The organism is Massilia sp. NP310 (genome assembly GCF_019443485.1).
GTDB lineage: Bacteria > Pseudomonadota > Gammaproteobacteria > Burkholderiales > Burkholderiaceae_D > Telluria > Telluria timonae.
The window spans coordinates 5,224,008-5,247,568 of record NZ_CP080379.1 but is presented as its reverse complement, the minus strand read 5'-3'; the positions used below and the strand labels follow the sequence as shown (position 1 = coordinate 5,247,568).

The 23,561-nt window shown below is 58.0% G+C and carries 18 protein-coding genes and 1 pseudogene; 13 read left to right on the top strand and 6 right to left on the bottom strand.

The features are described from left to right. The first annotated feature begins 43 nt into the window (after positions 1–43). Both KY496_RS23180 and KY496_RS23175 read left to right on the top strand, forming a co-directional pair. Positions 44–2,293 carry an alpha-glucosidase gene (locus KY496_RS23180; RefSeq protein ID WP_219862627.1) on the top strand — a complete coding sequence of 750 codons (2,250 nt, stop codon included), beginning with the start codon at positions 44–46 and terminating at the stop codon, positions 2,291–2,293. A 330-nt stretch (positions 2,294–2,623) separates the two neighbouring features. Beyond that, positions 2,624–3,655 (top strand): annotated as a pseudogene (locus KY496_RS23175) (IS5 family transposase). 421 nt (positions 3,656–4,076) lie between these two features. Here KY496_RS23175 and KY496_RS23165 read toward each other — a convergent pair. Beyond that, a protein-coding gene (locus tag KY496_RS23165; RefSeq protein WP_229520346.1) for an IS3 family transposase occupies positions 4,077–5,164 on the bottom strand; the annotation gives its coding sequence in 2 pieces (ribosomal slippage) (positions 4,077–4,912 and positions 4,912–5,164; 1,089 coding nt in all). Between the two features lie 213 nt (positions 5,165–5,377). Here KY496_RS23165 and KY496_RS23160 point away from each other — a divergent pair. The 4 genes from KY496_RS23160 (at position 5,378) to KY496_RS27500 (ending at position 10,094) form a co-directional block, all read left to right on the top strand. Continuing rightward, positions 5,378–5,620: a hypothetical protein gene (locus tag KY496_RS23160; protein ID WP_005668069.1), complete on the top strand. Its 243-nt coding sequence runs from the start codon at positions 5,378–5,380 to the stop codon at positions 5,618–5,620. A 492-nt stretch (positions 5,621–6,112) separates the two neighbouring features. Continuing rightward, entirely contained in the window at positions 6,113–7,477 is a 1,365-nt protein-coding gene (locus KY496_RS23155; protein ID WP_229520345.1) for an HlyD family secretion protein, read from the top strand. A 139-nt stretch (positions 7,478–7,616) separates the two neighbouring features. Continuing rightward, positions 7,617–9,701, top strand: a complete 2,085-nt coding sequence (locus KY496_RS23150) for a peptidase domain-containing ABC transporter (RefSeq protein ID WP_005668066.1) — start codon at positions 7,617–7,619, stop codon at positions 9,699–9,701. Between the two features lie 159 nt (positions 9,702–9,860). Beyond that, positions 9,861–10,094, top strand: a complete 234-nt coding sequence (locus tag KY496_RS27500) for an IS5 family transposase (RefSeq protein ID WP_040776929.1) — start codon at positions 9,861–9,863, stop codon at positions 10,092–10,094. Between the two features lie 287 nt (positions 10,095–10,381). On the opposite strand, the gene KY496_RS23140 is transcribed toward KY496_RS27500, so the two are convergent. Both KY496_RS23140 and KY496_RS27380 read right to left on the bottom strand, forming a co-directional pair. Then, positions 10,382–11,677 (bottom strand): McrC family protein, encoded by a 1,296-nt coding sequence (locus KY496_RS23140; protein ID WP_005668062.1) that lies wholly within the window; start codon positions 11,675–11,677, stop codon positions 10,382–10,384. Then, positions 11,670–13,604, bottom strand: a complete 1,935-nt coding sequence (locus KY496_RS27380) for an McrB family protein (protein WP_005668061.1) — start codon at positions 13,602–13,604, stop codon at positions 11,670–11,672. The genes KY496_RS23140 and KY496_RS27380 overlap by 8 nt, the downstream gene beginning before the upstream one ends. Before the next feature lie 170 nt (positions 13,605–13,774). Between KY496_RS27380 and KY496_RS23130 the strand changes: the two genes are divergently transcribed. After that, positions 13,775–13,915, top strand: a complete 141-nt coding sequence (locus tag KY496_RS23130; RefSeq protein ID WP_081589945.1) for a TRIC cation channel family protein — start codon at positions 13,775–13,777, stop codon at positions 13,913–13,915. A 305-nt stretch (positions 13,916–14,220) separates the two neighbouring features. Here KY496_RS23130 and KY496_RS23125 read toward each other — a convergent pair whose 3' ends face one another. After that, positions 14,221–15,720 (bottom strand): hypothetical protein, encoded by a 1,500-nt coding sequence (locus KY496_RS23125; RefSeq protein ID WP_184240549.1) that lies wholly within the window; start codon positions 15,718–15,720, stop codon positions 14,221–14,223. A 141-nt stretch (positions 15,721–15,861) separates the two neighbouring features. Here KY496_RS23125 and KY496_RS23120 point away from each other — a divergent pair, with 141 nt between their 5' ends. The 4 genes from KY496_RS23120 to KY496_RS23105 all read left to right on the top strand — a co-directional run bounded on the left by KY496_RS23120 (position 15,862) and on the right by KY496_RS23105 (position 19,142). Next, on the top strand, positions 15,862–16,218 hold the full coding sequence (locus tag KY496_RS23120) for a hypothetical protein (protein WP_005668056.1): 357 nt from the start codon (positions 15,862–15,864) through the stop codon (positions 16,216–16,218). A 110-nt stretch (positions 16,219–16,328) separates the two neighbouring features. Further along, positions 16,329–16,673 carry a hypothetical protein gene (locus KY496_RS23115; protein ID WP_005668055.1) on the top strand — a complete coding sequence of 115 codons (345 nt, stop codon included), beginning with the start codon at positions 16,329–16,331 and terminating at the stop codon, positions 16,671–16,673. Between the two features lie 526 nt (positions 16,674–17,199). Then, positions 17,200–18,234 (top strand): DUF4238 domain-containing protein, encoded by a 1,035-nt coding sequence (locus KY496_RS23110; RefSeq protein WP_219862625.1) that lies wholly within the window; start codon positions 17,200–17,202, stop codon positions 18,232–18,234. Positions 18,235–18,674: 440 nt separating this feature from the next. Next, positions 18,675–19,142: a hypothetical protein gene (locus tag KY496_RS23105; protein ID WP_040776918.1), complete on the top strand. Its 468-nt coding sequence runs from the start codon at positions 18,675–18,677 to the stop codon at positions 19,140–19,142. A 499-nt stretch (positions 19,143–19,641) separates the two neighbouring features. On the opposite strand, the gene proC is transcribed toward KY496_RS23105, so the two are convergent. Together proC and KY496_RS23095 are read right to left on the bottom strand one after the other, a co-directional pair. Further along, complete coding sequence (gene proC, locus KY496_RS23100; protein ID WP_005668054.1) at positions 19,642–20,454, bottom strand: pyrroline-5-carboxylate reductase; 813 nt, start codon at positions 20,452–20,454, stop codon at positions 19,642–19,644. Positions 20,455–20,465: 11 nt separating this feature from the next. After that, positions 20,466–21,167: a YggS family pyridoxal phosphate-dependent enzyme gene (locus tag KY496_RS23095; protein WP_040776914.1), complete on the bottom strand. Its 702-nt coding sequence runs from the start codon at positions 21,165–21,167 to the stop codon at positions 20,466–20,468. Between the two features lie 74 nt (positions 21,168–21,241). Here KY496_RS23095 and KY496_RS23090 point away from each other — a divergent pair, with 74 nt between their 5' ends. Both KY496_RS23090 and KY496_RS23085 read left to right on the top strand, forming a co-directional pair. Further along, positions 21,242–22,285 carry a type IV pilus twitching motility protein PilT gene (locus KY496_RS23090; protein WP_005668052.1) on the top strand — a complete coding sequence of 348 codons (1,044 nt, stop codon included), beginning with the start codon at positions 21,242–21,244 and terminating at the stop codon, positions 22,283–22,285. Positions 22,286–22,296: 11 nt separating this feature from the next. Further along, positions 22,297–23,433 (top strand): PilT/PilU family type 4a pilus ATPase, encoded by a 1,137-nt coding sequence (locus KY496_RS23085; protein ID WP_005668051.1) that lies wholly within the window; start codon positions 22,297–22,299, stop codon positions 23,431–23,433. Positions 23,434–23,561 lie beyond the last annotated feature (128 nt).

Genomic DNA, 23,561 nt, shown 5'->3' with positions numbered 1-23,561 from the left:
GGGCCGCTGTCCAACCGGACGAGCGACCACGGTTGGAGGCATCATGCGCACACGAATCCTGCGGCCAGTCCTGGCGCTGACCTTCCTGGCACTGACCTTCCTGCTACCTCTCTCGGCGGCGGCCATGCAGGCGCAGTCGCCCGCCGCGCTTGCGTCGCGCGTCGACGGCGCCTATCGCGTCGGCGCCTTTTCCCTGTCCTTCGCCAATAACGGCTTGCGCATCGGCCATGCGGCCGAGCCGGCGCGCATCCTGTGGTCCAGCGTGCCCGGCCGCGCCTTCCTCGGCGCCGCGCAGGGGCAAGCCGACGTCTGCCAGTTCGGCACGCCCGACGGCTCCTACCGCATCGACGACAAGCTGCTGGCGCAGTGCCTTGCCCAGAGCATCGATGCGCTCGAGCGCGCGGCCGACACGCTGGTCGTGCGTGGCCGCCTGAGCGGTCCGGGCTGTGATGTGAGCTACCGCCTGGGGTTCGACGCGGCCGGAGTCAACCAGCTGCGCTTTCGCCTGCAACTTGAAGGCCCCCAGGCCGTGCAGCTGAACCGCAGCTATCTGCGCCACGCCTCGAGCGCCGATGAACGCTACTTCGGCCTGGGCCAGCAATTGACCTGGGTCGACCAGAAGGGCAAGACCATCCCGGTGCTGGTGCAGGAACACGGCGTCGGCCGCGGCCTGCCCGGCTTCACCCAGCTGTTCGACCTGCTCGAAGGCGGCGGTGGCGGCAGTGAGGTGTCCACCGGCGCGCCGGCGCCGCACTACCTCAGCAGCAAGCTCAATTCGCTGTTTCTCGAAAACACCGAGTACAGCATCTTCGATTTTCAACGTCCCGAGCGCGTGGAAATCAAACTGTTCACGAGCGCGATGACGGGACGCATCCTGTACGGCCGCACGCCGCTCGAGCTGATCCGCGAATACACGGCCTATACCGGCCGCATGCCGCCCCTGCCGGACTGGGTCGGGCGCGGCGCCATCGTCTCGGTGCAGGGCGGCACCGATGAGGCCAATAAAAAGCTCGATACCTTCGAACGCGCCGGCATTCCGCTCGCGGGACTGTGGATCCAGGATTGGCCGGGCGTGCGCATCACGAACGCCTGCAAGCAGCTGTGGTGGAACTGGGAGCTTGATGAGGCCTACTATCCACGCTGGGACGCACTGGTCGACCGGCTCGCGCGCCTCGGCGCCCGCATGCTGGTCTACATCAATCCTTTTCTTAGCACCGAGGCCGGCCACGACAGCCTGTACCAGCAGGCGCGCCAGGCCGGCTATCTCGTCAAACGCCAGGACGGCACGCCCTACCTGATCCGCAATACCAATTTCGATGCGGCGCTGGTCGACCTCAGCAACCCTGAGGCGCGCACCTGGATCAAGAACGTCATCAAGAACGAGCTCCTCGGCCGCACCCGCGCTTCCGGCTGGATGGCCGACTTCGGTGAAGCGCTTCCATTCGACGCGGTACTGGCGAACGGTAACGATTCGGCCGTCTGGCACAACCGCTATCCCGAGGAATGGGCAGCGGTGAACCGCGAAGCGATGATGGAGGCCGGGCGCGAAGGCGACGTCATCGCCTTTCACCGTTCCGGCTTCACCCGCAGTCCGGGGCAAGGAACCCTGTTCTGGCTCGGCGACCAGTTGCAGACATGGGACGGCTACGACGGCATCCGCACCGCGATCGTCGGTATGCTGTCGGGCGGCGTGTCGGGCTACAGCCTGCTGCACAGCGATACCGGCGGCTATAACGCCTTCGGCCTGACGGTGCTCGGCCGGCAAGTGCCCGTCATCGCGCGCAACAAGGAATTATGGATGCGCTGGGTGGAGCTCAATGCGTTCACGGGCGTGCTGCGCACTCACGAGGGGCTGAACCCGGCCATCAGCTGGCAGGTGGATAGCGATGCCGAGACGCTGGCCCACTTTGCGCGCATGAGCAAGATTTTTCGGGCGCTGGGTTTCTATCGGCAGGGCTTGATGCAGGAGGCGGCGGACAGCGGTGCGCCGCTGGTGCGGCATCCTTTCCTGGAGTTTCCATCTGACCAGAATACCTACGCGCTGCGCTACCAGTACATGCTCGGGTCGGATTTCATGGTGGCGCCGGTGGTGACGCGTGGCGCGCAAGCGGTGCGGCTTTATCTGCCGGCCGGGACCTGGATTGACCTCTGGACCGGCAGGCCTTTTGACGCCGGCTCGGGTGCCTGGACCGAGGTGGCGGCGCCCTTTGGCAAGCCGGCGGTGTTCTACAAGGCCGGTTCTGCTGCGGGCGCGCGCCTGGTTACGGCGTTGAGATTAGAAGGATTCTATTAAGCGTCCTTAACTACTCGAGACACCCGTCAGTTTCCTGAGGTTGCCATAAGAGCGACCTCCGAATACACTCAGCCATATCGAAGGTCTGCTATCGGCCAAATGCGGACATTTTATAGATTGATAAGACAGGCGAAAACTTAGCTCAGCTCTGTAGGCTATTACTGCAATGGGTCTGGCGGACAAATAGTTCGCTGGGCGAGCAAATTGGTAGCACCGTTTTAGGCGTAGGTTACAGCCAACACTAGCCTTAAGGCCACCTCGAAAAACCTCGGCCGAGATACGCGCGGCTGAGTAAAATCCTGACATCGAACCAAGCCAGCGAGTGCCGTCATGATGAAATCCCAGATCAGTCTGTTTGCCGAGCAGGAGCGTGAGGACCGGCGTGGAAAGCTGGGGGATCCGTTGGTGAGCTTGGCCGAGCACGTGGATTTCGAGGCGCTGGCGGAGCGCATCGATGTCGCTGCACCGCGTCCTTCGCGCGCCAATGGGGGCCGTCCGCCATACCCGGCGGTCTTGATGATCAAGATCCTGGTGCTGCAACAGCTCTACAACCTGGCCGACGATGCGCTGGAGTACCAGTTGCTGGATCGCTGCAGCTTCCTGCGTTTCCTGGATTTGACCGAGAGCAGCAGCATTCCCGACGCCAAGACAATCTGGCTGTTCCGTGATCGTCTGGCCCAGGCTGGCGTAGGAAATCAGGTATTCGAGCAGGTCCAGCAACAGCTGCTGTCGCAGGGCTACCTGGCGCGTTGCGGACAGATCGTCGACGCATCGCTCGTGCAAGCCCCGGTCCAGCGCAACAAGCGGGAAGAAGCCGAGACGGTCAAGGAGGGCATGATGCCGCTGAGCTGGAAACCGCATAAGCGCGCTCAGAAGGATGTCGATGCGAAGTGGACCAAAAAGCATGGCAAGAACCACTTCGGCTACAAACTGCATGCCAGCGTCGACAAGCGTTGCAAGCTGATCCGCAAGATCGCCATCACACATGCTGCCGTGGCCGACACCACCGTCTTCGAGGAGTTGCTCGACCTGAGCAACACGAGCCGGGATGTCTATGCCGATCGGGGATGTCCCAGCATTGAACTCTAAGCCAGCTTGAAGCAAGCCAGCTGGCGGGTGCATATTCAGCGGTGCGGTCATGCGACCAAGGGCATTTCCGAGACACAGAAACGGAGCAACCGCGCGATCGCCACGCCGCGCGCCCGTGTCGAGCATGTGTTTGGCGCCCTGGCCCAGATGGGCGGCAAACTGGTGCGCTGTCTGGGAATCGTGCGCACCACGTTCGTTTTGCAACTGAAGGCCGCCAGTTACAACCTCAAGCGTCTCGTCTTTTTGAAAGAACGCGGCCTGGCGCCGTTCTAAACAGCAGTTCGGCAGCCTTCGGCTGCCAAACCTGCCCGGACCCAAGGTGCTGGACACTTCGCAAATAACGCTGTTGGGCTTTGCTGAAAGGCAGAATCACGCCTCGCGTTGCGTCGCTCACATCGAAAGCGGGTTATTCGAGGTGGCCTTAATTAATGGGCACTCCGCGATTACGAAGTCTCGCGCATCAATATAACGCGGAACTTGAAACCAACACTTACATAATAAAGGGAGAAATAGATAGCGCACTAATGAAGTTCTTCTCGGTTGAATACTCTGGGCTGTGGTTGGGATTGAGCATTGCTCGATGATGGGGTGGGGGGCGGGTGGCGAATTCGGTTTCACTGAAGACGACGCGCATTTCGGGCTGGCGGGGTGGAATGGTAATCCCCCCATTTTTAGAGCGCGCTAAAAGTAGAGGTTAAGCGGCAAGGGAAAGTTTCTGTTTTGGTGTGATGCCGCCGAGCGCCATATTGGGCCGGTCGTGATTGTAGGTCCACAGCCAGCGGGTGGCAAATTCCTGGATTTGGTCGAGCGTTTCAAAGAGGTTGTGCGCTAGCCAATCGTAGCGCACGGTCCTGTTGTATCGCTCGACGTAGGCGTTTTGCTGAGGCTGGCCTGGCTGGATGAAATCGATGCGGATGCCGTGCCTGGCGGCCCAAGCCAACGTCATGGCGCTGATATATTCGGGGCCGTTGTCGCAGCGGATCGCCTCCGGTTTGCCGCGCCATTCGATGATCCGGTCCAATGATCTGATAACGCGTTCGGATGGCAGCGAGAAGTCGACCTCGATTCCCAAGCCTTCACGATTGAAGTCATCGATGACGTTGAATAGGCGGATGCTGCGGCCGTCGGCAAGCTGGTCATGCATGAAGTCCATCGACCAGCTTTGGTTGATTGCGGTCGGCACGGCCAATGGCAGTGGCTTCTCGCGCACCAGACGATGGCGCGGCTTGATCCGCAGGTTCAGCTCGAGTTCGCGGTAGATCCTGTAGACCCTCTTATGGTTCCACTTGAATCCCTTAACGTTGCGCAGGTACAGGAAGCACAGCCCGAAGCCCCAGTTGCGCTGGTTGTTCGTCAGCCGCACCAGCCAGTCGGCGATGACGTTGTTCTCTTCGTCCAGCTTCGCCTTGTAGCGGTAGCAGGTCTGGCTGATGCCAAACGCTCGGCAAGCCAGGTTAATCGTGGCTGACCGCTGTGCCACGGCCCACTGCGCCATCTCTCGCCGCTGAGATGGCGCTACCACTTTTTTGTCAGCGCCTCGGCCACAATCTCGGCCTTCAGACGTTCCTCGGCATACATTTTCTTCAAGCGCCGATTCTCGTCTTCGAGCTCCTTCATGCGTGCCATCAGCGACGCATCCATGCCGCCGTACTTGGCGCGACATTTGTAGAACGTGGCGTTGCTGATGCCGTGCTCGCGGCATAGTTCCGGGACAGGGCTGCCAGCTTCGGCTTGCTTGAGGATGGCGATGATCTGGCTGTCGGTAAAGCGGGACGTCTTCATGTAGAGCTTTCTGTTAAGTAGAAAATTCTACTTCTAAACACGCTCTTTTTGCGGGGGGATTACCGAATGTAATGACGAGCGGCGCGCGCGTATTGACGCACGGTAGCCCGTAAAATATCGTTTAGAATATATTTGGAGAGATTTGTATGAATTCACCCGTGCTAGAATTTCTTACCGATAGCAAGTGCTGCGGCTTAACCTAAGGAGAATTCAATGCATGAACTTACGATGAATGAAATCAATGAAGTCAATGGTGGTCTGAGCATCTCATGGGACTTCGATGGTATGTCTGCTGGAGCTATCGGTGGCGCCATTGCGGGCACCATGGGCGGCGCACTTGCCGGTCCCCAAGGTATGGCAGCAGGCTTCTTTGGCGGCTTGGTGGGCGGAGCCATTGCCGGAGGCCTCAAAATTGAAAATGACATGGAGGCAATTCTCAGAAAGAATAAGCCCTAACGGCGATTGGTTAAATACAATTAATTCGCGTTACAAGAATGGAGTCCATATGACTAAGAAAATACTGATGGCTCTAGGTGCAACTGTGATCTTCGCACTCCTGTTCCCGTGGATCTATTCATTAGTAAACACAGCCGGTGGGGAGCCAGCCTCGGTAGTCGTTTCATCTGTAATATTTTTCATTGCGATGATGGCTGTATTCACTGTTAGTTCGCGCAAGAAGAGGTAAAATAAGAGCGCCCGGAACTTGTTTCGAGCGCTCTATTCTTTGAATCTAGTTGAACATCTATTTGAAGTTAGATCACTAATTCTTAATTTTAGTCTTAATCTAGATATAAAAATATCTTCCATCTGTGCTGCAGGAGCTTTTGAGAATCAGTTGCAGGGAAGGCCATTAAGTTTTCCCAGTTATTTCTTTAAATGAAGCTTTCCTGAATAATAGTATTTTTATTTGGCTTTTTATCCAATAGCTGCCGGTTCAAAGAGATTACCTTGCGCGAAACTGTTGCCAATTCGGACGAACACAAAGCAAATTTGCTCACTGAGCAGTCCTCAACCGCTGCGCCTGCACCGACAACGTACCAGGGGCCGGGCTCTACAAACCTGTTCCGAAAGCAAGCTATTGAACATATGACAGTGCGCCAATATGGCACGGTCGTCCTAACCCGTCCGGTCACACATCTAGTTCTAACAGGCGTGTTCGTGACACTTGCATTGCTTTTAATCGCCTTCTTTGCCTTTTTCGAGACTACGCGCAAGTCGCACGTCCAAGGCATGCTGGTGCCTACTGCCGGTGTGATCAGGATATTTGCAAGCCAGGTCGGTGTGATTAGCGAAATTCACGTTAAAGAAGGCCAATTCGTGCGCACAGGTGATATCTTATTCGTCCTTTCAAGCGAGCGCAGCAATTCTGACGCGCGTTCCACGGAGGCATTGATCTCCGATTTGCTGGTGCGGCGCCGGGATAGCTTTCAAATCGAACTGCAGCAAGCTAAAGTTCAGGCCGGGTATCGCCGCGCAGCGATGCTACAGCGCGCCCGGGATCTCGAAGGAGAGATCAAACGGCTCGAGAGTCAGGCACTTATGCAAAAGCAGCGAATTGCCCTGTCTGAACAAACTGTCATGCGATATGCGCAGTTGAAGGAAACCAACTACATCTCTGCAGCACAACTTCAGGAGCGCGAAGCGGAACTGCTCGACCAACGTCAGCGCCTGCTCGAGATCGAGCGAATCTGCTCTGCTACTCGGCGCGATTTGGCAGGTACTCAAGCGGAAGCTCAGGATATCGAGGTACAGGCGCTGCGTGACGAAAGCGCCTTGCGCCGCAGTGCCTCCACGCTCGAGCAGGACCTCACCGAAAATGAGGCACGGCGCGGGATTCCTGTGCGGGCACGCCAAAGTGGCACGATCACGGCGATTACTGCCAATCTTGGCCAGACGGTGGGGACTGCAGTCTCACTAGCATCAATCCTGCCTGAAGGAAATAAGCTGGAGGCGGAAATGTTTGTACCGTCACGGGCGGTAGGCTTCGTCAAACCCGGCATGTCGGCCATGCTGCGCTACCAAGCTTTCCCCTACCAGAAATTCGGACAGCACCAGGCCCGCGTGCGCGAGGTGGCCACTACCTCTGTACGCCCCGAGGAGCTGCCGACCTCAGCGGCGGCGATGCCAGGTGCGGCCCAGTCGGAGCCAGTCTACCGTATTCGTATTGAGCTTGACCAGCAAACCGTCCGTGCCTATGGTACGGCGATGCCACTGCGGTCGGGCATGTTGGTTGACGCTAGCGTCTTGCTCGAGCGCCGCAAACTCTACGAATGGGTGTTGGAACCGCTGTTCAGTATCTCAGGCCGCCTGTAATCGGAAGGTCTGTATCTCACCGTCCTGCCGATCCCTCGCGCGTTGTCGCGGTCGGCTTATCCCTGATCGTAGCTGAAACATGCAATTTCCCATTCTTTCCCGGTTAGCTTTTTGGAGTAGTCGTCGGCTACCCATTCTGATGCAGACCGAAGCGGCCGAATGCGGTCTGGCATGCCTCGCGATGATTTCAAGTTATTGGGGCCACCAGATCGACATCCCGAGCATGCGCCGCCGCTTTTCGGTGTCGATGAAAGGCGTGAACCTGAAGGGCTTAATGGCGATGGCGAGCGGTTTGTCTCTGCAGACCCGACCGCTCAAATTGGACTTACAGCATCTGCCCGAGCTGAAACTGCCTTGCATCCTGCACTGGGATCTAAATCACTTTGTCGTGCTCAAGTCCGTCACGGCCAAACATGCGGTCATGCACGATCCGGCCGTCGGTGAACGTCGCATGGCCATGGGCGAATTCATCAAACACTTCACCGGCGTTGCTCTCGAACTAACGCCCACTGCGCAGTTCGAGGTCAGGGAAGAACGTCAGAATTTCTCCCTGTTCGCCCTCATGGGACGCGTGGTCGGCCTGCGCCGTAGCCTGTTTCAGTTGCTGGCACTTGGTTTGGCTCTGCAGGTCTGTGCTTTAGTTGCGCCCTTCTACATGCAGTGGATTGTGGACGAAGCGCTGCTGGCCGCAGACCGCGACCTGATCACGGTGCTAGGCTGCGGCTTCTTACTACTCGTGTTACTCCAGACCGCCATTGGGGCTGTACGCTCTTGGGTCACCACCGTAATGTCCACCAGCCTAAACCTGCAATGGCTGGGCAATGTGTTTTCGCACCTGCTGAAGCTGCCGCTGACGTACTTTGAAAAACGCCATACCGGCGACATCGTATCGCGCTTTGGGTCAATACAGCGAATGCAGGCTAGCCTGACCACTCAGTTCGTCGAAGGCGTCATCGACGGAATATTGGTGGTGGGTACCTTGATCATGATGCTCTTGTACAGCACAACACTGGCCGCCGTTGCCTGCGTTGCCGTGATGCTGTATGCCTTTCTACGTTGGGCTATGTTTAGCGCCCTGCGTGCCGCGAACTCCGAGCAGATTATCCACGCCGCAAAACAGCAGAGCCATTTCATGGAAACGGTGCGCGGTATGCAAAGCATTCGGCTGTTCGGACGCAGCGATGAACGCCGTTCAGGTTGGATGAACTCTCTAACCGAAGAATTCAACGCCAACTTGCGCATAGCCAAATTATCAGTTTCGTACCAAACCGCCAACACCTTTCTTTTTAATAGCGAGCGTGTGATAGTAATATGGCTTGCAGCTTTGGCGGTCCTAAACAACGCATTCTCAGTTGGTATGATGTTTGCGTTCATCAGCTATAAGGACCAGTTCAGTCAGCGCATGGCCAGTCTTATCGATAAGCTCTTCGAACTGCGCATGATTCGTCTACACGGCGAACGTCTAGCTGACATCGTGCTAACCGAAGCAGAAGTGGAAAACGCTATGGCCGAAGTCGACCCAAGCCTCCTCAGTCCCTCGATAGAGATCAAGAACCTAAGTTTTCGCTATTCCGATAGCGAACCTGAGGTTATTAAGGAACTGAATCTAAGCATTTCAGCCGGACAATGCGTTGCAATCACCGGCCCTTCAGGCTGCGGCAAGACGACTTTGATGAAACTGCTGCTCGGCCTACTGAGCCCAACTGACGGCGAAATCCGCGTTGGCAACGTAGCGCTTGGACACATCGGTATGGCGAATTACCGTAACATGCTGGGAACAGTAATGCAAGACGACACCCTTTTTGCTGGCTCGATTGCGGATAACATCGCTTTTTTCGATCCAATGATCGATATGCAGCGTGTTCACCAATGCGCTCAACTAGCGGCCATCGCAACCGAGATTGCCGCTATGCCAATGGCTTTTAATACCTTGATAGGCGACATTGGCACCGGATTATCTGGCGGGCAGAAACAGCGAATTCTATTGGCAAGGTCATTGTATAAACAGCCGAAGATCCTGGTTTTGGACGAAGCAACTAGCCATCTTGATGTATGGAACGAGCAAGCCGTCAACCAGGCTATACAGAAGATTCCGCTTACTCGAATCATCGTTGCGCATCGTCCGGAAACGATCCAAATGGCAGAGCGTATAATTGTCCTGCATAACGGTAAAGTAGCTCAGGATGTTACCAAGACGATTTCAGACGACAAACAGGCAGCTTAAGGTCACCTCGAAAAACCTCGACCGAGATACCCGCGGCTGAGTAAAATCCTGACATCGAACCAAGCCAGCGAGTGCCGTCATGATGAAACCCCGGATCAGTCTGTTTGCCGAGCAGGAGCGTGAGGACCGGCGCGCAAAGCTGGGTGATCCTTTGGTGGCTTGGTCGAGCACGTGGATTTCGAGGCGCTGGCGGAGCGCATCGATGTCGCTGCACCGCGTCCTTCGCGCGCCAATGGCGCCCGTCCGCGTTACCCGACGGTCTTGATGATCAAGATCCTGATGCTGCAACAGCTCTACAACCTAGCCGACGACGCGCTGGAGTACCAGTTGCTGGATCGCCGCAGCTTCCTGCGTTTCCTGGATTTGACCGAGATAAGTTTGCTTGTGAAGTAAATTTATCAGGGCTTCCCTGATGTTATGTGGAGATTATTATCAATTCTATGTTCAGGACTAGAAAGGCGATGGCGTCCTTTCCGACGCGTGGATATTCGGTGACGATCTATATAGTTTACGTGCTCTAACATGCTCTCGAACGACCGTCCGCTTTGGGTTGATTCCTGCCGGTCGTGACAGTCTGCGACTGTTTCGCCTTTGCAACCTGCTATGCTGAACTCAACGGCTGTATGGGGGCCCGTTACTGTGAGCTCGAATTGAGCAAAGAAGCTTGGCGCGCGCTGCCGCTAGAGCGCTATCCCTAGCAGTTCCTTGCCCAGCACGCAGGCGTCGCTACCAAGGTCGAACGGAATCACCTCAAGCCACAGTTTGTCGCCAAGCCGGAATGGAGGCAGTGGCTCCGCAAAACCGGTCCACTTTGGAAAGATCAGCGCCAGCCTGCCCTCTCCACCCAGGTATTTGTGGCCGTATGCGAACAGCTGGTACATATCGGACTGCGCGATGCCGGCCTTGGGATCCTCACTACCGTCGGCATAAGCGTTGCGGCGGTCGATCAGCTTCCACTTGGTGTCCAGCACGGCCAGCCATTCTCCGGCCCTGGACAGAATAAGGTCGGGTTTGAGCTGGAAGGCTTGGGGCGCCTCCGCCAGGTAGCGGGTACGGACGTGGGTGTGCACGGCGATCCGCAGCGAGGCCAGGCGCCGCTCAAGCACCTTCGCGACGTATTTTTCGAACAGCTTCTCCATCGGGAACAGGAAGGAGACGCCGGCATGCTGGTCGCGCAGAGAGAAGGGACATTGCCGGTTGAGGATGAGCCGGATCCAAGGCAGCACTGGCTGATAATGGACCATATCGCGTCCCGTGCGCCAAGCAGCGAAATCGGCCTGGTGGCTTACCGACGCGGGCACTGCGCCGAAACTGTGGCGCAGCTCGCGCGCAAGACGCTGGTTTTTCGGGGTCTTGCTGGTGCGTGCGACCTTGAGCAGGGCGGCGTGGAGCAGGCGGTTTTCGGCGCGATTCTCGGAAAACAAATCGTATTCGATCGGGAACAGGTGCTGGCGGCCAGGCGGCGTCTGCATCTGACGGGCCACGCGCAGGCGCCCGCGCAGGAAGCGCTCCTCTTCCTCAACGCGCTCGTAGTCGCGCCGGATTCCGCGCCGCCCCAAGGCGGCCACATGATCAAGGAAGACCGACATCAACGCTTCGGTCATGGGAGCGTCACGTAGCCGCAGCTGCGCCTGCGTCGTTTCGAGGTGATGCAGGTTCTCAACGGCGCCGAGCATTTTCCAGAGCATGTCGCGAGTGCTGCCCAGGTCCTGCGCGCCCTCCGACGTCTTGGGCAAGATTTCGACTTGGGTCCCGTCCGGCGCGCCGATCACGCCGACGAAATTCTTCACGCGCAGTGCCTTGCCCCCTGCGTGGCGCGCGATTTCGATGAAACGGTCTTCCTTCGCGCCGGAAAAGGCCAAACTCTCGAAGAACTTCCAGGCTGCAGGGCTGGCAATGCCACACACGTCCATCGAATCGTCTTCGCGAACACCCTGCACCATCAAGCCGAATTCACGCAGACAGTATTCAGCCATCGGCGTCGTCCGCTGCGGCCGGCGCTGTCTCCGGCTCCGGGTCTGCAGCAGCTTGTTCGTAGATTGCCTGGTAGGTTGCTGCCTTGTCGAGCCGCTCGAGCCTTCTCCTCCAGGTCTTGCCAGTAGGCGCGAACCCCAGCGTCGTGGTGGACTGGGATTCGTAGATGCGCGACTTGCCGAGAATCTTGTCGATCTTTTCCCAATCCTCGAAGAAATACTCTTCCAGCAAGGGAAGAACGTTGTTCTTGAAGATGAGCGCCAGATCGCCCAGCGTGGAACGCGCAGTGAGGCCCATGAAAAAGGAATGGCCGATGGTGTGTTCGCGGTCGTACAGGTGCTCGATGCGCAAGTTGATGGCGCGAAGCATGAGCTTGATCTTCACACCTTGCACATCGTCCTGCTTCAGCGCGTCTGGATCGGGCATCATCTCGATGAAGTCGAAGCGCCGCCGCAGCGCCGTGTCGACGACGGCCAGCGACCGGTCGGCAGTGTTCATCGTGCCGATGAGGTAGAGGTTGGACGGCACGCTGAAGCGCTCACCGGAATACGGCAGCTGGACCTCTGCGGTCTCGAACCGGCCGGCGCGCTTGGCCGGTTCGATTAGCGTGATCAGTTCACCGAACACGCGCGACATATTGCCGCGGTTGATTTCGTCGATGATCAGCACGTAGCGCTTGCCGTTCGGTGCCAGAGTATCGTCGCCGAGCACCCGGCGCTTGATCTGCTCGTATTCCGTCAACTCGACCGGCGACAGGTTTTCCTCCGGTGCCGGTGTCAGCTCCTGGCGGGAGTCGTCCCTGAACTGCAGCAGGCGCTTGAGTGCGCCCCAGTATACCGTCGAGTTGGCGCCGCCGATAACCTCGGTGATGGCATTCACCGTAGACTTAAGGGCGAGCGCGGCCTGAGTTGGATATGCCTCATACAGGGCTTTCAGTCGATTCCTAGTCACGCCATACACTGCTGTGCGCCCTGCATGCGTCACCCGCAACGTGTCTGCATCGTTGATCGACTGAACTAGCAGTTCTCCACCCGATGCACTCTGGAGCCGGTACGGCAGCTCGCTTCCGACTTTTTCCAAGAAGGCCTCAAAGACATCATCGAAGTCTGGCTCGGCCTGCCGCTCTAGCGGCACCGGCGTACGGTACATGGCAGAGATGGCCATCTGCTTGAAGACGCCGTCACGCACGCTGTAGCACAGTTGGCCCTTGAGGGTATCGGCACGGATGCCCTCGATGAAGTCCTCGTAGCTGAAGCTTTGGTGAAATGTGACGAAGGCGATCCGGCCTTCCCGGCGCAAGGCGTCGAAACGCTTCTTCTGGGCCGCATAGTCGCCGTCCGGCTCGGCCGTATCCTCAATGATGCGCAGCGCTTCGCTCACCGTGCGGTAGGTCTTGCCAGTGCCGGGAGGACCGTAGAGAATGCGGTTCAGGGCTTGGGCGGGCGCTTCGTCGTCCTGCGACACAGGCGCATCGCCCTCGTCGTCCGGACTGGCGTCTTCATCCTCGCCGGCTGACTCCGGATAGTCCGCCGGCCGCAATCCATCGCCTTCCAGCTTAGTGTATCCCCGGTCGGTGAGTTCGTAGCCGTCCAGCCATTCCTTCACTTCTTGCAGGATCGGCGCTTGGTCAAAAAGCAGCCTCGCCTCGGCATCGCTTCGCCGCGCGCTCGGGTTGACGAACAGCGATACGGGGCCCCTGCCACGATGTAGCTGTATATAGAACACCGGCTTACCTTTGGTAAGCTTTTTTGGTTTTCCGCCGATACGGATATCGGTGTACTTGGAACCTTCTCCACCGGTAGTCCAGTGATCAGCGGCCGGATAGCGCTTTCGCAACTCAGCGATGACGAGGCCGACCCACTCACGTTGCGCCTCAGGCATCCGCTCGAGGAAAAGCCGTGCATCCCTGTTCAGATAATCGTTCAGCATAGTCCGCCCCGATCGAATTAATTACTCTTTTGCAAGTATGACAAGGGCCTGGCTATTTGTCCATGTACGCTCATCGATATGAGCGCAAGGTGGGCACCTTTACGTTTCACTGGCCCATTCGATTCGATGCGACCGCCCGATGCTCGCTATCCTTGCCTTGATGGGTTTCCCTGAAGCCCCTCGTCCTGACGCTCGACCTGCTCGGAACCTTCGTGTTCACGCTGAGCGGCGCGGTAACCGGCATGCGGCGTAGGCTCGAGCTGTTCGGTGTGCTACTGCTGTCCTTTGTTGCGGCTAATCGGGCGTTGTAGCCTCGTTTCGGCCATAACCGGTCATTAAGGAATTGTCCCCCTAGCGGGCATCCCAGCCCTCCCCTGCAGAAGGTAAGTAGACAAGCCTGTTGAGCAGCAGACGTGCCCCGGCCGGTCGTACCCCTGCGGCGGAGATAGCAATGTCGTGCAACACTGCGATATGCTCAGGCGTCAACGCCGACGGCCTACCACCAGCCCTGCTTGATGACTCAGCGTCATCCAGCGGATGTTTCGGCGCCATGGCATGCTCCTTCCATACCCCAACAGCATGCCACACCTACGTCATTCATTTCGTCTACGCCCTGTTAATCTCTAGCGTGTTCTTTTAGAAGTTCCGACCGAAGTGCGTTGCACTGAGCTGGGATTTTCGCGATAGCTTTCTGGATTGTCTGGGGGTCAAGGTCGAAGCCCGTGTGATCGAGCATCTTGAACATTAAGTCTACTTGGTTCTTTTTGAGCATTTCGGCGTACGGTGTCTTTTTCGGCAACTCATCGCGTAGCGTTTCGCGCATTTTCTCGATGTATATCATCGCGCACATGTGGCCGGTTATCGCGCTGACGTCTTGCACCAGCCTTCTGTTGGTCTTGTTGATCGGGATAATTTCCCGGCGTGGTCGGTTAGACAACTTGGTCTCATCCGACGTTAGACCTACCCCTGCGTTGGCGCAATACCTGTTGCGCTGGGCAAGTAGCACATTGCGAAATCCACGCATAGCCCGCTCGACATCAGGTAGCCGCTGGTCGTAACGGATCGCCAAGACTGCATGATGTTGAAGGAAATTCCCGTCAATAAGAATGTCTGTATCGTTAGTGTGGAAACATGTCTTCGGGATTGGATCCGAGGATGGAATTCGCGGTTCCGGAAGGGCATTGACGGCCCAATAGTCGAACGCTTCGAACAAGTCGTCCGGCGGTGCCTCGCCGGTCTTGTCCTTCGGACTGTGTTTCGAGTTTTTAATGATGCCGGAAGTGATCAGGTCCGAATAGATCACCAAAAGTGAATGTGCGTAGTATGGCGCCTCCCACAGCGCTCCCCACGGATAAATCCTGTCCAGGCTAATCTTCAGACGCCGTGCACGAGAGAATAGATCCTTCACCATCTCGTACACAAATCCAGACGTTACCAAGTGCTGAAAGCTCTGGTTAGCCTGTTTCACGTATGTGTCGACCATCTGGTCAACACGCATGGGACTGCCCAATAGAGCCTGGCTTGTAGTCAGGCCGGCAACGAAAGCCTGGTGCGCGATAGCGCTGAGGACGTTCACTGGAACCGGTCCAGCGTAGCGGATCTGCCCTTCGCGACGAAGCTCGCGGAATGTCGCAGCCACAAGCTCAGGCGTGACGTATGGTCGGAGATCTTCAGAAAAAGTAAAGCTCAGCCGTGAAAGAACGGTCTCGAACATGTGAATGAGTTCATTGCGATGTTCGCTGTGTAAACGCCACAGATCCTCGCTCGCAAATTTATCGAGTAGTCCATCCCACGAAGCATCGACTGGCCCGTCAATTTCGGGGTTGTTCGCCTTGCAAGCTCGCTGCAGGACATTCATAACACGGCAAATCAGTCCTCGGAGGCGCTCCGGATCTGTAAGGGTTGCGGCATTGAGCGACTGATCGGCCTTGGCAGCGATTTCCGCAGCAAAACCTCGCAGGGTTTCCAGGTCCGGGTTACGTTGCCGCTCGCTTTCGTACAGGTAGCCGAAGACAAAAAAGTTGTCAAAGTGGCTCAGCACAATGTGGTGTTCGTCGCGGGTACGGGGCATCGTTGCTCCATGCACAGGTAAAAATGGTACGGCATCATAAGCCATTTCTCGTCCTCTGAAAGTGCACGGCATTAGTAGAATCGGTACACCCCGATTTCACCTCAAAAATCCCTTGTCGTGCCCTGCCAGGTGACGCATCCTAGTTGCTCACCGGACGCCCCGGTCAACGCACTTAGGAGAAAATTCATGTGCATTTCTAACAAGGAAATGGATCGAGCTGTCGAGCTCGCTGAGGAGGAAAATGACTACGCCGTGGCCCATAGCTCGGACAACAGCCCGAACTATGTAGCAAACCGTTACGCGCAATTACACCTCACCTATCGTGTCCGCGTTCCTGTTCGCGCCGGCGCCGCGCTGCCGGCTGACGCGCGCCTGTTCCCGGCAGGTCCAGATCACCAGCGCAAAGGCGTACCCATTGCGCGTAGCGGCCCGGCGCGAGCAGGCATTGTCGTGGCGCTGTTCGATGCTGCCAGCGGCGAGACCTCAGATTACCAGGTCGAGTCAAATGGCCTGAACGGCGTGGAGGTGACGCGCCGCGCCTAGATCTCAAATTGTTACGTGCCGCAGCATTCTGCAGCCCTAAACCCTGCGCCATCGCGGCTTAGGCCCCGAGTCGCCAATCGAAACTTATTCACTGTACAACGGAGAACGAAATGAAACTTACGGGAATTACTGAGGACGCGACTTACCTAGCGATCGGACGTGCGATTGTACGCATGGGCGAGCGCGGAAATCTTGTCATCAGCGACGACGAGGCGGTGGGCCACGCACACGTCCTCCAAGCGCGCTACAAATTCGTCGATGAGAAGGACACCGCGAAATTCGACCAAAAAGTGCTGAGCGCATATCACTACGTCAGCGAGGGCAGCATGCCCGTGTCGGCGACAGCCGCCGCAAGATTCGCGCTGGAAAACAAGCTTGGCACGACACCGCTCCATCGCGACATAGCTGACAAGCGATTCAAGGACGACCTTGGTGGCAAAGGTTCCTTTGCCTGATCAACGCAGGGCGAAAATCACCCCGAAACGGGATTCATGATCGACTCGCTCATCATCGTAGGGAGGCAGCTTCCAAGAATAGTCGGGGTACCCTGGCGCGACCGGTTCGGCCGTCAGGCGCCCCACCAACGCGTTGTGGATGCCGCGGTGATTTCATTACCGGCACAAATCCGACGGCCTCGATGTCGAACGCGATCGAGTCTGGATGGAACGCGGTAATGCAGAGCATGCCGCGCGCGCAGCTAGCCGCGTTCCTGATGGCCTGCGTCCGCTGTTCGAGCTAGACGGTTGTCCATATAATCCTGTTGATAGGAATGGAACCGGAGCATGCCATCAAAATTGCCGACTCAAAAGCCGAGTTCGCCGAAACGTTCGAACTGAACGCTGAGTGACCGCAACGGGTCGACAGTCGCTATACACTACACGGCCGAACTGGCCAGAAGCGGACGTTCGCTTGTGCCCACGAATACTCTTGACTGAGTCTGAGATTCTTTTCTTGTCAAACTAGTCCGATTACGGGATTTCATTGATTAAACGAGATAATCATTACGTTCCCCACAGCTACCTGAAGCGTTGGGCAGACGCTCACGGCAACGTCTGGTCGTACCGGATCCTAGTACCTCACGCGAGATCAAGCCTGTGGAAAGCACGCTCGCCCAAAAGCCTTGGATTTCACCAGCACCTCTACACGCAAATGGCAGCGAGTGGCGAAAGTGACGACATCGAGAGATGGTTCGATTCAATGTTCGAGTCTCCAGCGGGCAGCGCTCTTCAGCACGCGGTAACCGATCAAAGACTTAGTCCCGACGAATGGGCTCGCCTAATCAGGTTTTTAGCCGCGCAGGATGCTCGGACGCCTGCCAGACTGCTGGAGCGAATGAAGGACTGGCAGGAGAACCTGCCATCCCTTATCAACAAGGTCATGAGTGACGCCGTCCATGAGCTGGAGGAGGCGAAACGAACTGGAACTCCAATTGCATTCGAGGGGCGGAAAGCAGGTGACGAGCTGTTTCCAGTTCGTACTATGGTTGAGATTCAACCGGGCGAAGAGTCTGGCTTACTCCGTGTTGAAGCATCGATAGGCCGCAGCCTTTGGCTCTGGAGCCTGAAGCATGTGCTAACGAAGTCCCTCGACGTCCTTCACCAACATCGCTGGACGATTCTTCGCAGCCCTCCAGAGGTCGAGTGGCTCACCAGCGACAGCCCTGTTGTGCGGCTAAACTATCATGATGCGCAGAACTACGACTTCGGTGGCGGATGGAACAGTCACGGCACAGATATCTTTATGCCATTGAGTCCCACTCACCTCTTATTTACGCAAGTCGGGGCTCGACAGCGGCTGCCACGAGGGACAACTGTGTCGCTCGATTTTGCTATGCAAATACAGAGGTTTACGGTGGAGCATGCGCATCGATATGTCTTCGGCCGCTCTGCTGACGTACAAGCAGCCCTGTGGCGCCCGCGCACCGTCAATCGGGAAGCGTTCCACGCCGAGGCGGAGCAATGGAGGTTATGGAACACTGTTCAGTCCGAAGCGGAACGCGAAATATTTCAGAGATAAACATGCTAGACGAAAGCGGACCGTGCTGCCACCGATGCCGGCCGCCCACGTGGGGAGACCTGCCGCAGGTCTGCGTCTAGATCACGCCTATATTATCGTTGACGCTTGCTGCGCGGCTTAGAGCGCCTAACAAAACCCTCTAGTGGCTAAATAGGAAACATCCGACTACACTGAACCGTGAAAACCGTCTGCTATCCTGCATAAACTTCTTCTAAGGGCTGCCGGAGATTCCGAGGAGCAGTGGAATTTCTTGCAGCGTGCACTTCGGGTAGACTTGCAAAATTAGCAAACCGGGAGGGGCAGTGATGGCAGCCTATTGCGCAGGACACGCGCGGCCATTCTAAAACACTGGCTGGCTATAAGCCTTGTCCTCAGCATCTTCATTGTAATCGGATTGGCGCAGGCAGCTGCTTCAAATCGCTGCAATTCTGGCTTCGCTCATGATCATCAGAATCGATCATCAGGAGCAGCGTAGGGAAGCAGAAACTGCTGAAAACATGGAGCAGGCGAACCTTGTCCTCGCTACTCACATTTTTGCGTTGAATGTGAACGCGATCGTTGAGTACAGCCGTTTCGGCGGCAAGAACAGCTTTATGAAGCGGTCACTCCTAGAACACGCAGCCAACCGGATGCGGCGAGCAATGGAGCACGCCGTCACCGTTCCGCATTGGAAAATCGATTTGAAGGAGGCGCTGACGTGGACGCTGGTCTTCCGAACTGCGTCGAAGTTTGAGGCTGCCCTTCTGCTGACGCGCGCGGAGAATGAAGGGCTCGACTCGCCCCACATAATTGTTGACGGTATCTATGAAGTAATGCACGGTTGTCTTCGAGGAATGGTAATCGCGCAAATTGCCTGCGAAGCACGATACAAAGATCTGACCGGAGAGGAGATTCCTCAAGACATTTGAAGTCGAGTTCAGTGCTTCAACCAATTATGGGTGCCACTACCAAACTTATATTACAGTCCAGCGTGCAGATGCAATGACTGCTTAGGGTCGATAGCGGACGTACCCATGCTCAGTCCGAGCATTAAAATTGCGGCGCTTTGCAGAAGAACTGATGCCGTGGCTTAAGTACTTCTTCCCGAAGACCTTTTGGCCACGCATGGTAGATCATCTCTTTGCCTCCAGCTGATCGTCCAAAGGGAGGCGCCACGTATCAATGTTCGCGCAACCTGAGCGTGGTCATGCTTGTCTCATTACCGGAGTCTCTGTGACTACCTGCCGTGTGAAGCCGGATGCGGCAGTCGCATAATATATTTGGCGTCAACATTCACGAATGGATGCAGGTTGGTGTTTGGCAGCGTATCCACGAGGCGCTTCTGCAACTGCTCCGCGTGCACCGTCGAATCATATGGGGCACTCGCTCATCCGTTTGCGATATGCTGAACAGTTTTGCCAGCCGCGCTCAGTTGCTACCCAATTCCTCACCCAGCTCACGCCCACGCGCCGCCGCCGCCTTCATCGCCGCGACAATGGCTTCCTTGACGCCAGCCGCCTCCATGCTACTGATCGCCGCATGCGTAGTCCCACCCTTCGAGGTCACCCGCTGCCGCAGCACCTCGACCGGCTCATCCGACTGCGCCGCCAGCTGCGCCGCGCCGGTGAAAGTGGCCAGCGCCAGCTCCCTGCCCTGCTCCGCGTTCAAGCCCATTTGCAGTGCCGCCTCCTGCATCGCTTCCAGGAAGAAGAACACATAGGCCGGACCGCTGCCCGACACCGCCGTCACCGGATCGATCTGCGCCTCGTCATCCAGCCACACGGTCTTGCCGACCGCGCGCATCACCGTGTCGGCCTGCGCGCGCTGGGCCTCGCTCACGCCCGTCTGCGCAACAAGGCCAGTCACGCCCATGCCGATCAGCGCCGGCGTGTTCGGCATCGTGCGCACGATCGCGTCGTAGCCGCCGAGCCAGCGCGACAGATCGCTGCTGCGGATGCCGGCGGCGATCGACAGCACCAGCTGGCGGTTCAACAGCGGCGCCAGCTCGGCCGCGACTTCGCGCATCTGCTGCGGCTTGATCGCGAGCACCACGACTTCGCTTTCCCCGACCTGTTCGTCGATCGCCGTCGCGGTGCGCACACCGTACTGTTGCGACAGGCGCTCCAGCGCTTCGGGGTTACGGTCGACGACGTGGATGTTCGCGCCCGAACCCGCCTGGCGGACGATGCCCGAGATGAGCGCGGCTGCCATATTGCCGCCACCAATGAACGTGATCTTCATGTGTTTTCCTGTTAGTCGTAATTGCGTGCGCCAAAGATGGCGCTGCCGATGCGCACGATGGTCGCGCCTTCCGCGATCGCCGCCGCCATGTCGCCCGACATGCCCATCGACAGCGTATCGAGCGCCAGGCCGTCGGCGCGCAGCGCGTCGTGCAGCTTGCGCAGGCGGGCAAAGGCGGCGCGCTGCTGCTCGGGTTCGGTCGCGCGTTCGGGGATCGCCATCAAGCCGCGCAGGCGCAGGTTCGGCAACTGCGCCACGGCGCGCGCCAGTTCCGGCAATTCAGCCTCGGATGCGCCGCTCTTGCTGGCCTCGCCGCTGATGTTCACTTGCAGGCAGATATTCAAAGGCCCGAGTTCGGGCGGGCGCTGTTCGGACAGGCGCTGGGCGATCTTAAGGCGCTCGACCGTGTGCACCCAGTGGAAGCTGGCCGCGATCGGGCGCGTCTTGTTGCTCTGGATGGGGCCGATGAAATGCCATTCGACCAGCGCATCGGGTTGCGTCTGCGCGACGTTCGCGATCTTGTCGAGCGCTTCTTGCAGATAATTTTCGCCGAACGCACGTTGTCCGGACGCCATCGCATCCAGCACCGCTTGAGCAGGAAATGTCTTGGAAACAGCGAGCAATTGCACCTCGTCCCGGGCGCGTCCAGCGGCTTGCACAGCCTCCCCGATTGTCGCTTCGACAGCTTGCAAGTTGGCGGCGATTGTGGACATAATGATTTTCTATAGGAAATATTTTTCGAGCCGCGATGATGACAAAGGCGCACCTCGAGCCACAGGGATTATAAATGGACATTTCGGAATTACTCGCCTTCTCGGTCAAGAACAAGGCTTCAGACTTGCACCTGTCGGCCGGCCTGCCGCCGATGATCCGCGTGCATGGCGACGTGCGCCGCATTAACCTGCCGCCGCTCGAGCACAAGGACGTGCACGGCATGATCTATGACATCATGAACGACGGCCAGCGCAAGCAGTACGAAGAAGTGCTCGAGTGCGACTTCTCGTTCGCGATCCCTGGTCTTGCGCGCTTCCGCGTCAACGCCTTCAACCAGGAGCGCGGCGCGTCGGCCGTGCTGCGCACGATTCCGTCCAAGATCCTGACCCTCGAAGAGCTGAACGCCCCGAAGATCTTCGCCGACCTGGCCATGAAGCCGCGCGGCCTGGTGCTGGTGACCGGCCCGACCGGCTCTGGTAAATCGACCACGCTGGCGGCGATGGTGAACCACCTGAACGAGAACGAGTACGGCCACATCCTCACCATCGAAGACCCGATCGAGTTCGTGCACGAGTCCAAGAAGTGCCTGATCAACCAGCGCGAAGTCGGCCCGCACACGCTGTCGTTCAACAACGCGCTGCGTTCGGCGCTGCGCGAAGACCCGGACGCGATCCTGGTCGGCGAATTGCGCGACCTGGAAACCATCCGCCTGGCGCTGTCGGCGGCCGAGACGGGTCACTTGGTGTTCGGCACCCTGCACACCTCGTCGGCCGCCAAGACCATCGACCGTATCGTCGACGTGTTCCCGGCCGAAGAGAAGGAGATGGTGCGCGCGATGCTGTCCGAATCGCTGCAGGCCGTGATCTCGCAGACGCTGCTCAAGACCAAGGACGGCTCGGGCCGCGTGGCGGCGCACGAAATCATGATCGGCACCCCGGCGATCCGCAACCTGATCCGCGAAGCCAAGATCGCCCAGATGTACTCTGCCATCCAGACCGGCAGCAATGCCGGCATGCAGACGCTGGACCAGAACCTGACGGAGCTGGTGCGCCGTAACGTGATCTCGACCGGCGCCGCGCGCGCCGCGGCCAAGATCCCGGAAAACTTCCTCGGCTAAGGATCATCCAGATGGAACGCGACCAGGCATCCAAGTTCATGTTCGACCTGCTGCGCCTGATGGTCAGCAAGGGCGGTTCCGACCTGTTCATCACGGCGGGCTTCCCGCCGGCGATCAAGATCGACGGCCGCATGACGCCGGTGTCGAGCCAGGCGCTCACCGCCAGCCACACGGCCGACCTGGCGCGCGCGATCATGAACGACAAGCAGGCGGCCGGCTTCGAGCTCACGCGCGAAGCGAACTTCGCGATCACGCCGGGCGACCTGGGGCGCTTCCGCGTATCAAGCTTCATGCAGATGGGTTGCGTGGGCATGGTGCTGCGCGTGATCACCACCGCGATCCCGAAGTTCGAAGACCTCGCCCTGCCCGACACGCTCAAGGACGTCGTGATGACCAAGCGCGGCCTGGTGATCATGGTCGGCGCCACGGGCTCGGGCAAATCGACCACGCTGGCGGCGATGGTCGGCTACCGCAACGAGAACAGCTACGGCCACATCATCACGGTCGAGGACCCGGTGGAATTCGTCCACCCGCACCGCAACTGCGTGATCACGCAGCGCGAAGTGGGCGTCGATACCGACAGCTTCGAAGCGGCGCTGAAGAATTCGCTGCGCCAGGCGCCGGACGTGATCCAGATCGGCGAAATCCGCGACCGCGAGACGATGGAACACGCGATCGCCTTCGCCGAAACCGGCCACCTGTGCCTGGCCACCCTGCACGCCAACAGCGCCAACCAGGCGCTTGACCGCATCATCAACTTCTTCCCTGAAGAGCGCAGACAGCAGCTGCTGATGGACCTGTCGCTGAACCTCAAGGGCCTGATCTCGCAGCGGCTGATTCCTAAGAAGGAAGCCAAGGGGCGCGTGGTGGCGATCGAGATCCTGCTGAACTCTCCCTTGATCTCTGACCTGATCTTCAAGGGCGAGGTGCACGAGATCAAGGAGATCATGAAGAAGTCGCGCGAGCTGGGGATGCAGACTTTCGATCAGGCGCTGTTCGACCTGTATGAGGCGGACAAGATCACTTATGAGGATGCGCTGCGCAATGCGGATTCGGTGAATGACCTGCGCTTGAACATCAAGCTCAATAGCAAGCACGCGAAGAACCGCGATTTTTCGAGTGGGACGGAGAAGCTGGGGTTGATCTGACGACCGGCATACTGCGACCCTCGGCAATCACCACCACCTCCCACACGTCGTTCCCGCGCAGGCGGGAACCCAAGTGTACATGCATCCCCACCGATATTTGCTCGAGCGGATGCGCTGAAGGCTTAGGT

Coding starts and splice junctions, on each gene's coding strand:
- KY496_RS23180 (WP_219862627.1), top strand. CDS start 44: ATGCGCACACGAATCCTGCGGCCAGTCCTGGCGCTGACCTTCCTGGCA.
- KY496_RS23090 (WP_005668052.1), top strand. CDS start 21,242: ATGGACATTTCGGAATTACTCGCCTTCTCGGTCAAGAACAAGGCTTCA.
- KY496_RS23160 (WP_005668069.1), top strand. CDS start 5,378: ATGCATGAACTTACGATGAATGAAATCAATGAAGTCAATGGTGGTCTG.
- KY496_RS23085 (WP_005668051.1), top strand. CDS start 22,297: ATGGAACGCGACCAGGCATCCAAGTTCATGTTCGACCTGCTGCGCCTG.
- proC (WP_005668054.1), bottom strand. CDS start 20,454: ATGAAGATCACGTTCATTGGTGGCGGCAATATGGCAGCCGCGCTCATC.
- KY496_RS23120 (WP_005668056.1), top strand. CDS start 15,862: ATGTGCATTTCTAACAAGGAAATGGATCGAGCTGTCGAGCTCGCTGAG.
- KY496_RS23115 (WP_005668055.1), top strand. CDS start 16,329: ATGAAACTTACGGGAATTACTGAGGACGCGACTTACCTAGCGATCGGA.
- KY496_RS23125 (WP_184240549.1), bottom strand. CDS start 15,720: ATGGCTTATGATGCCGTACCATTTTTACCTGTGCATGGAGCAACGATG.
- KY496_RS27380 (WP_005668061.1), bottom strand. CDS start 13,604: ATGCTGAACGATTATCTGAACAGGGATGCACGGCTTTTCCTCGAGCGG.
- KY496_RS23095 (WP_040776914.1), bottom strand. CDS start 21,167: ATGTCCACAATCGCCGCCAACTTGCAAGCTGTCGAAGCGACAATCGGG.
- KY496_RS23150 (WP_005668066.1), top strand. CDS start 7,617: ATGCAGACCGAAGCGGCCGAATGCGGTCTGGCATGCCTCGCGATGATT.
- KY496_RS23140 (WP_005668062.1), bottom strand. CDS start 11,677: ATGGCTGAATACTGTCTGCGTGAATTCGGCTTGATGGTGCAGGGTGTT.
- KY496_RS23105 (WP_040776918.1), top strand. CDS start 18,675: ATGATCATCAGAATCGATCATCAGGAGCAGCGTAGGGAAGCAGAAACT.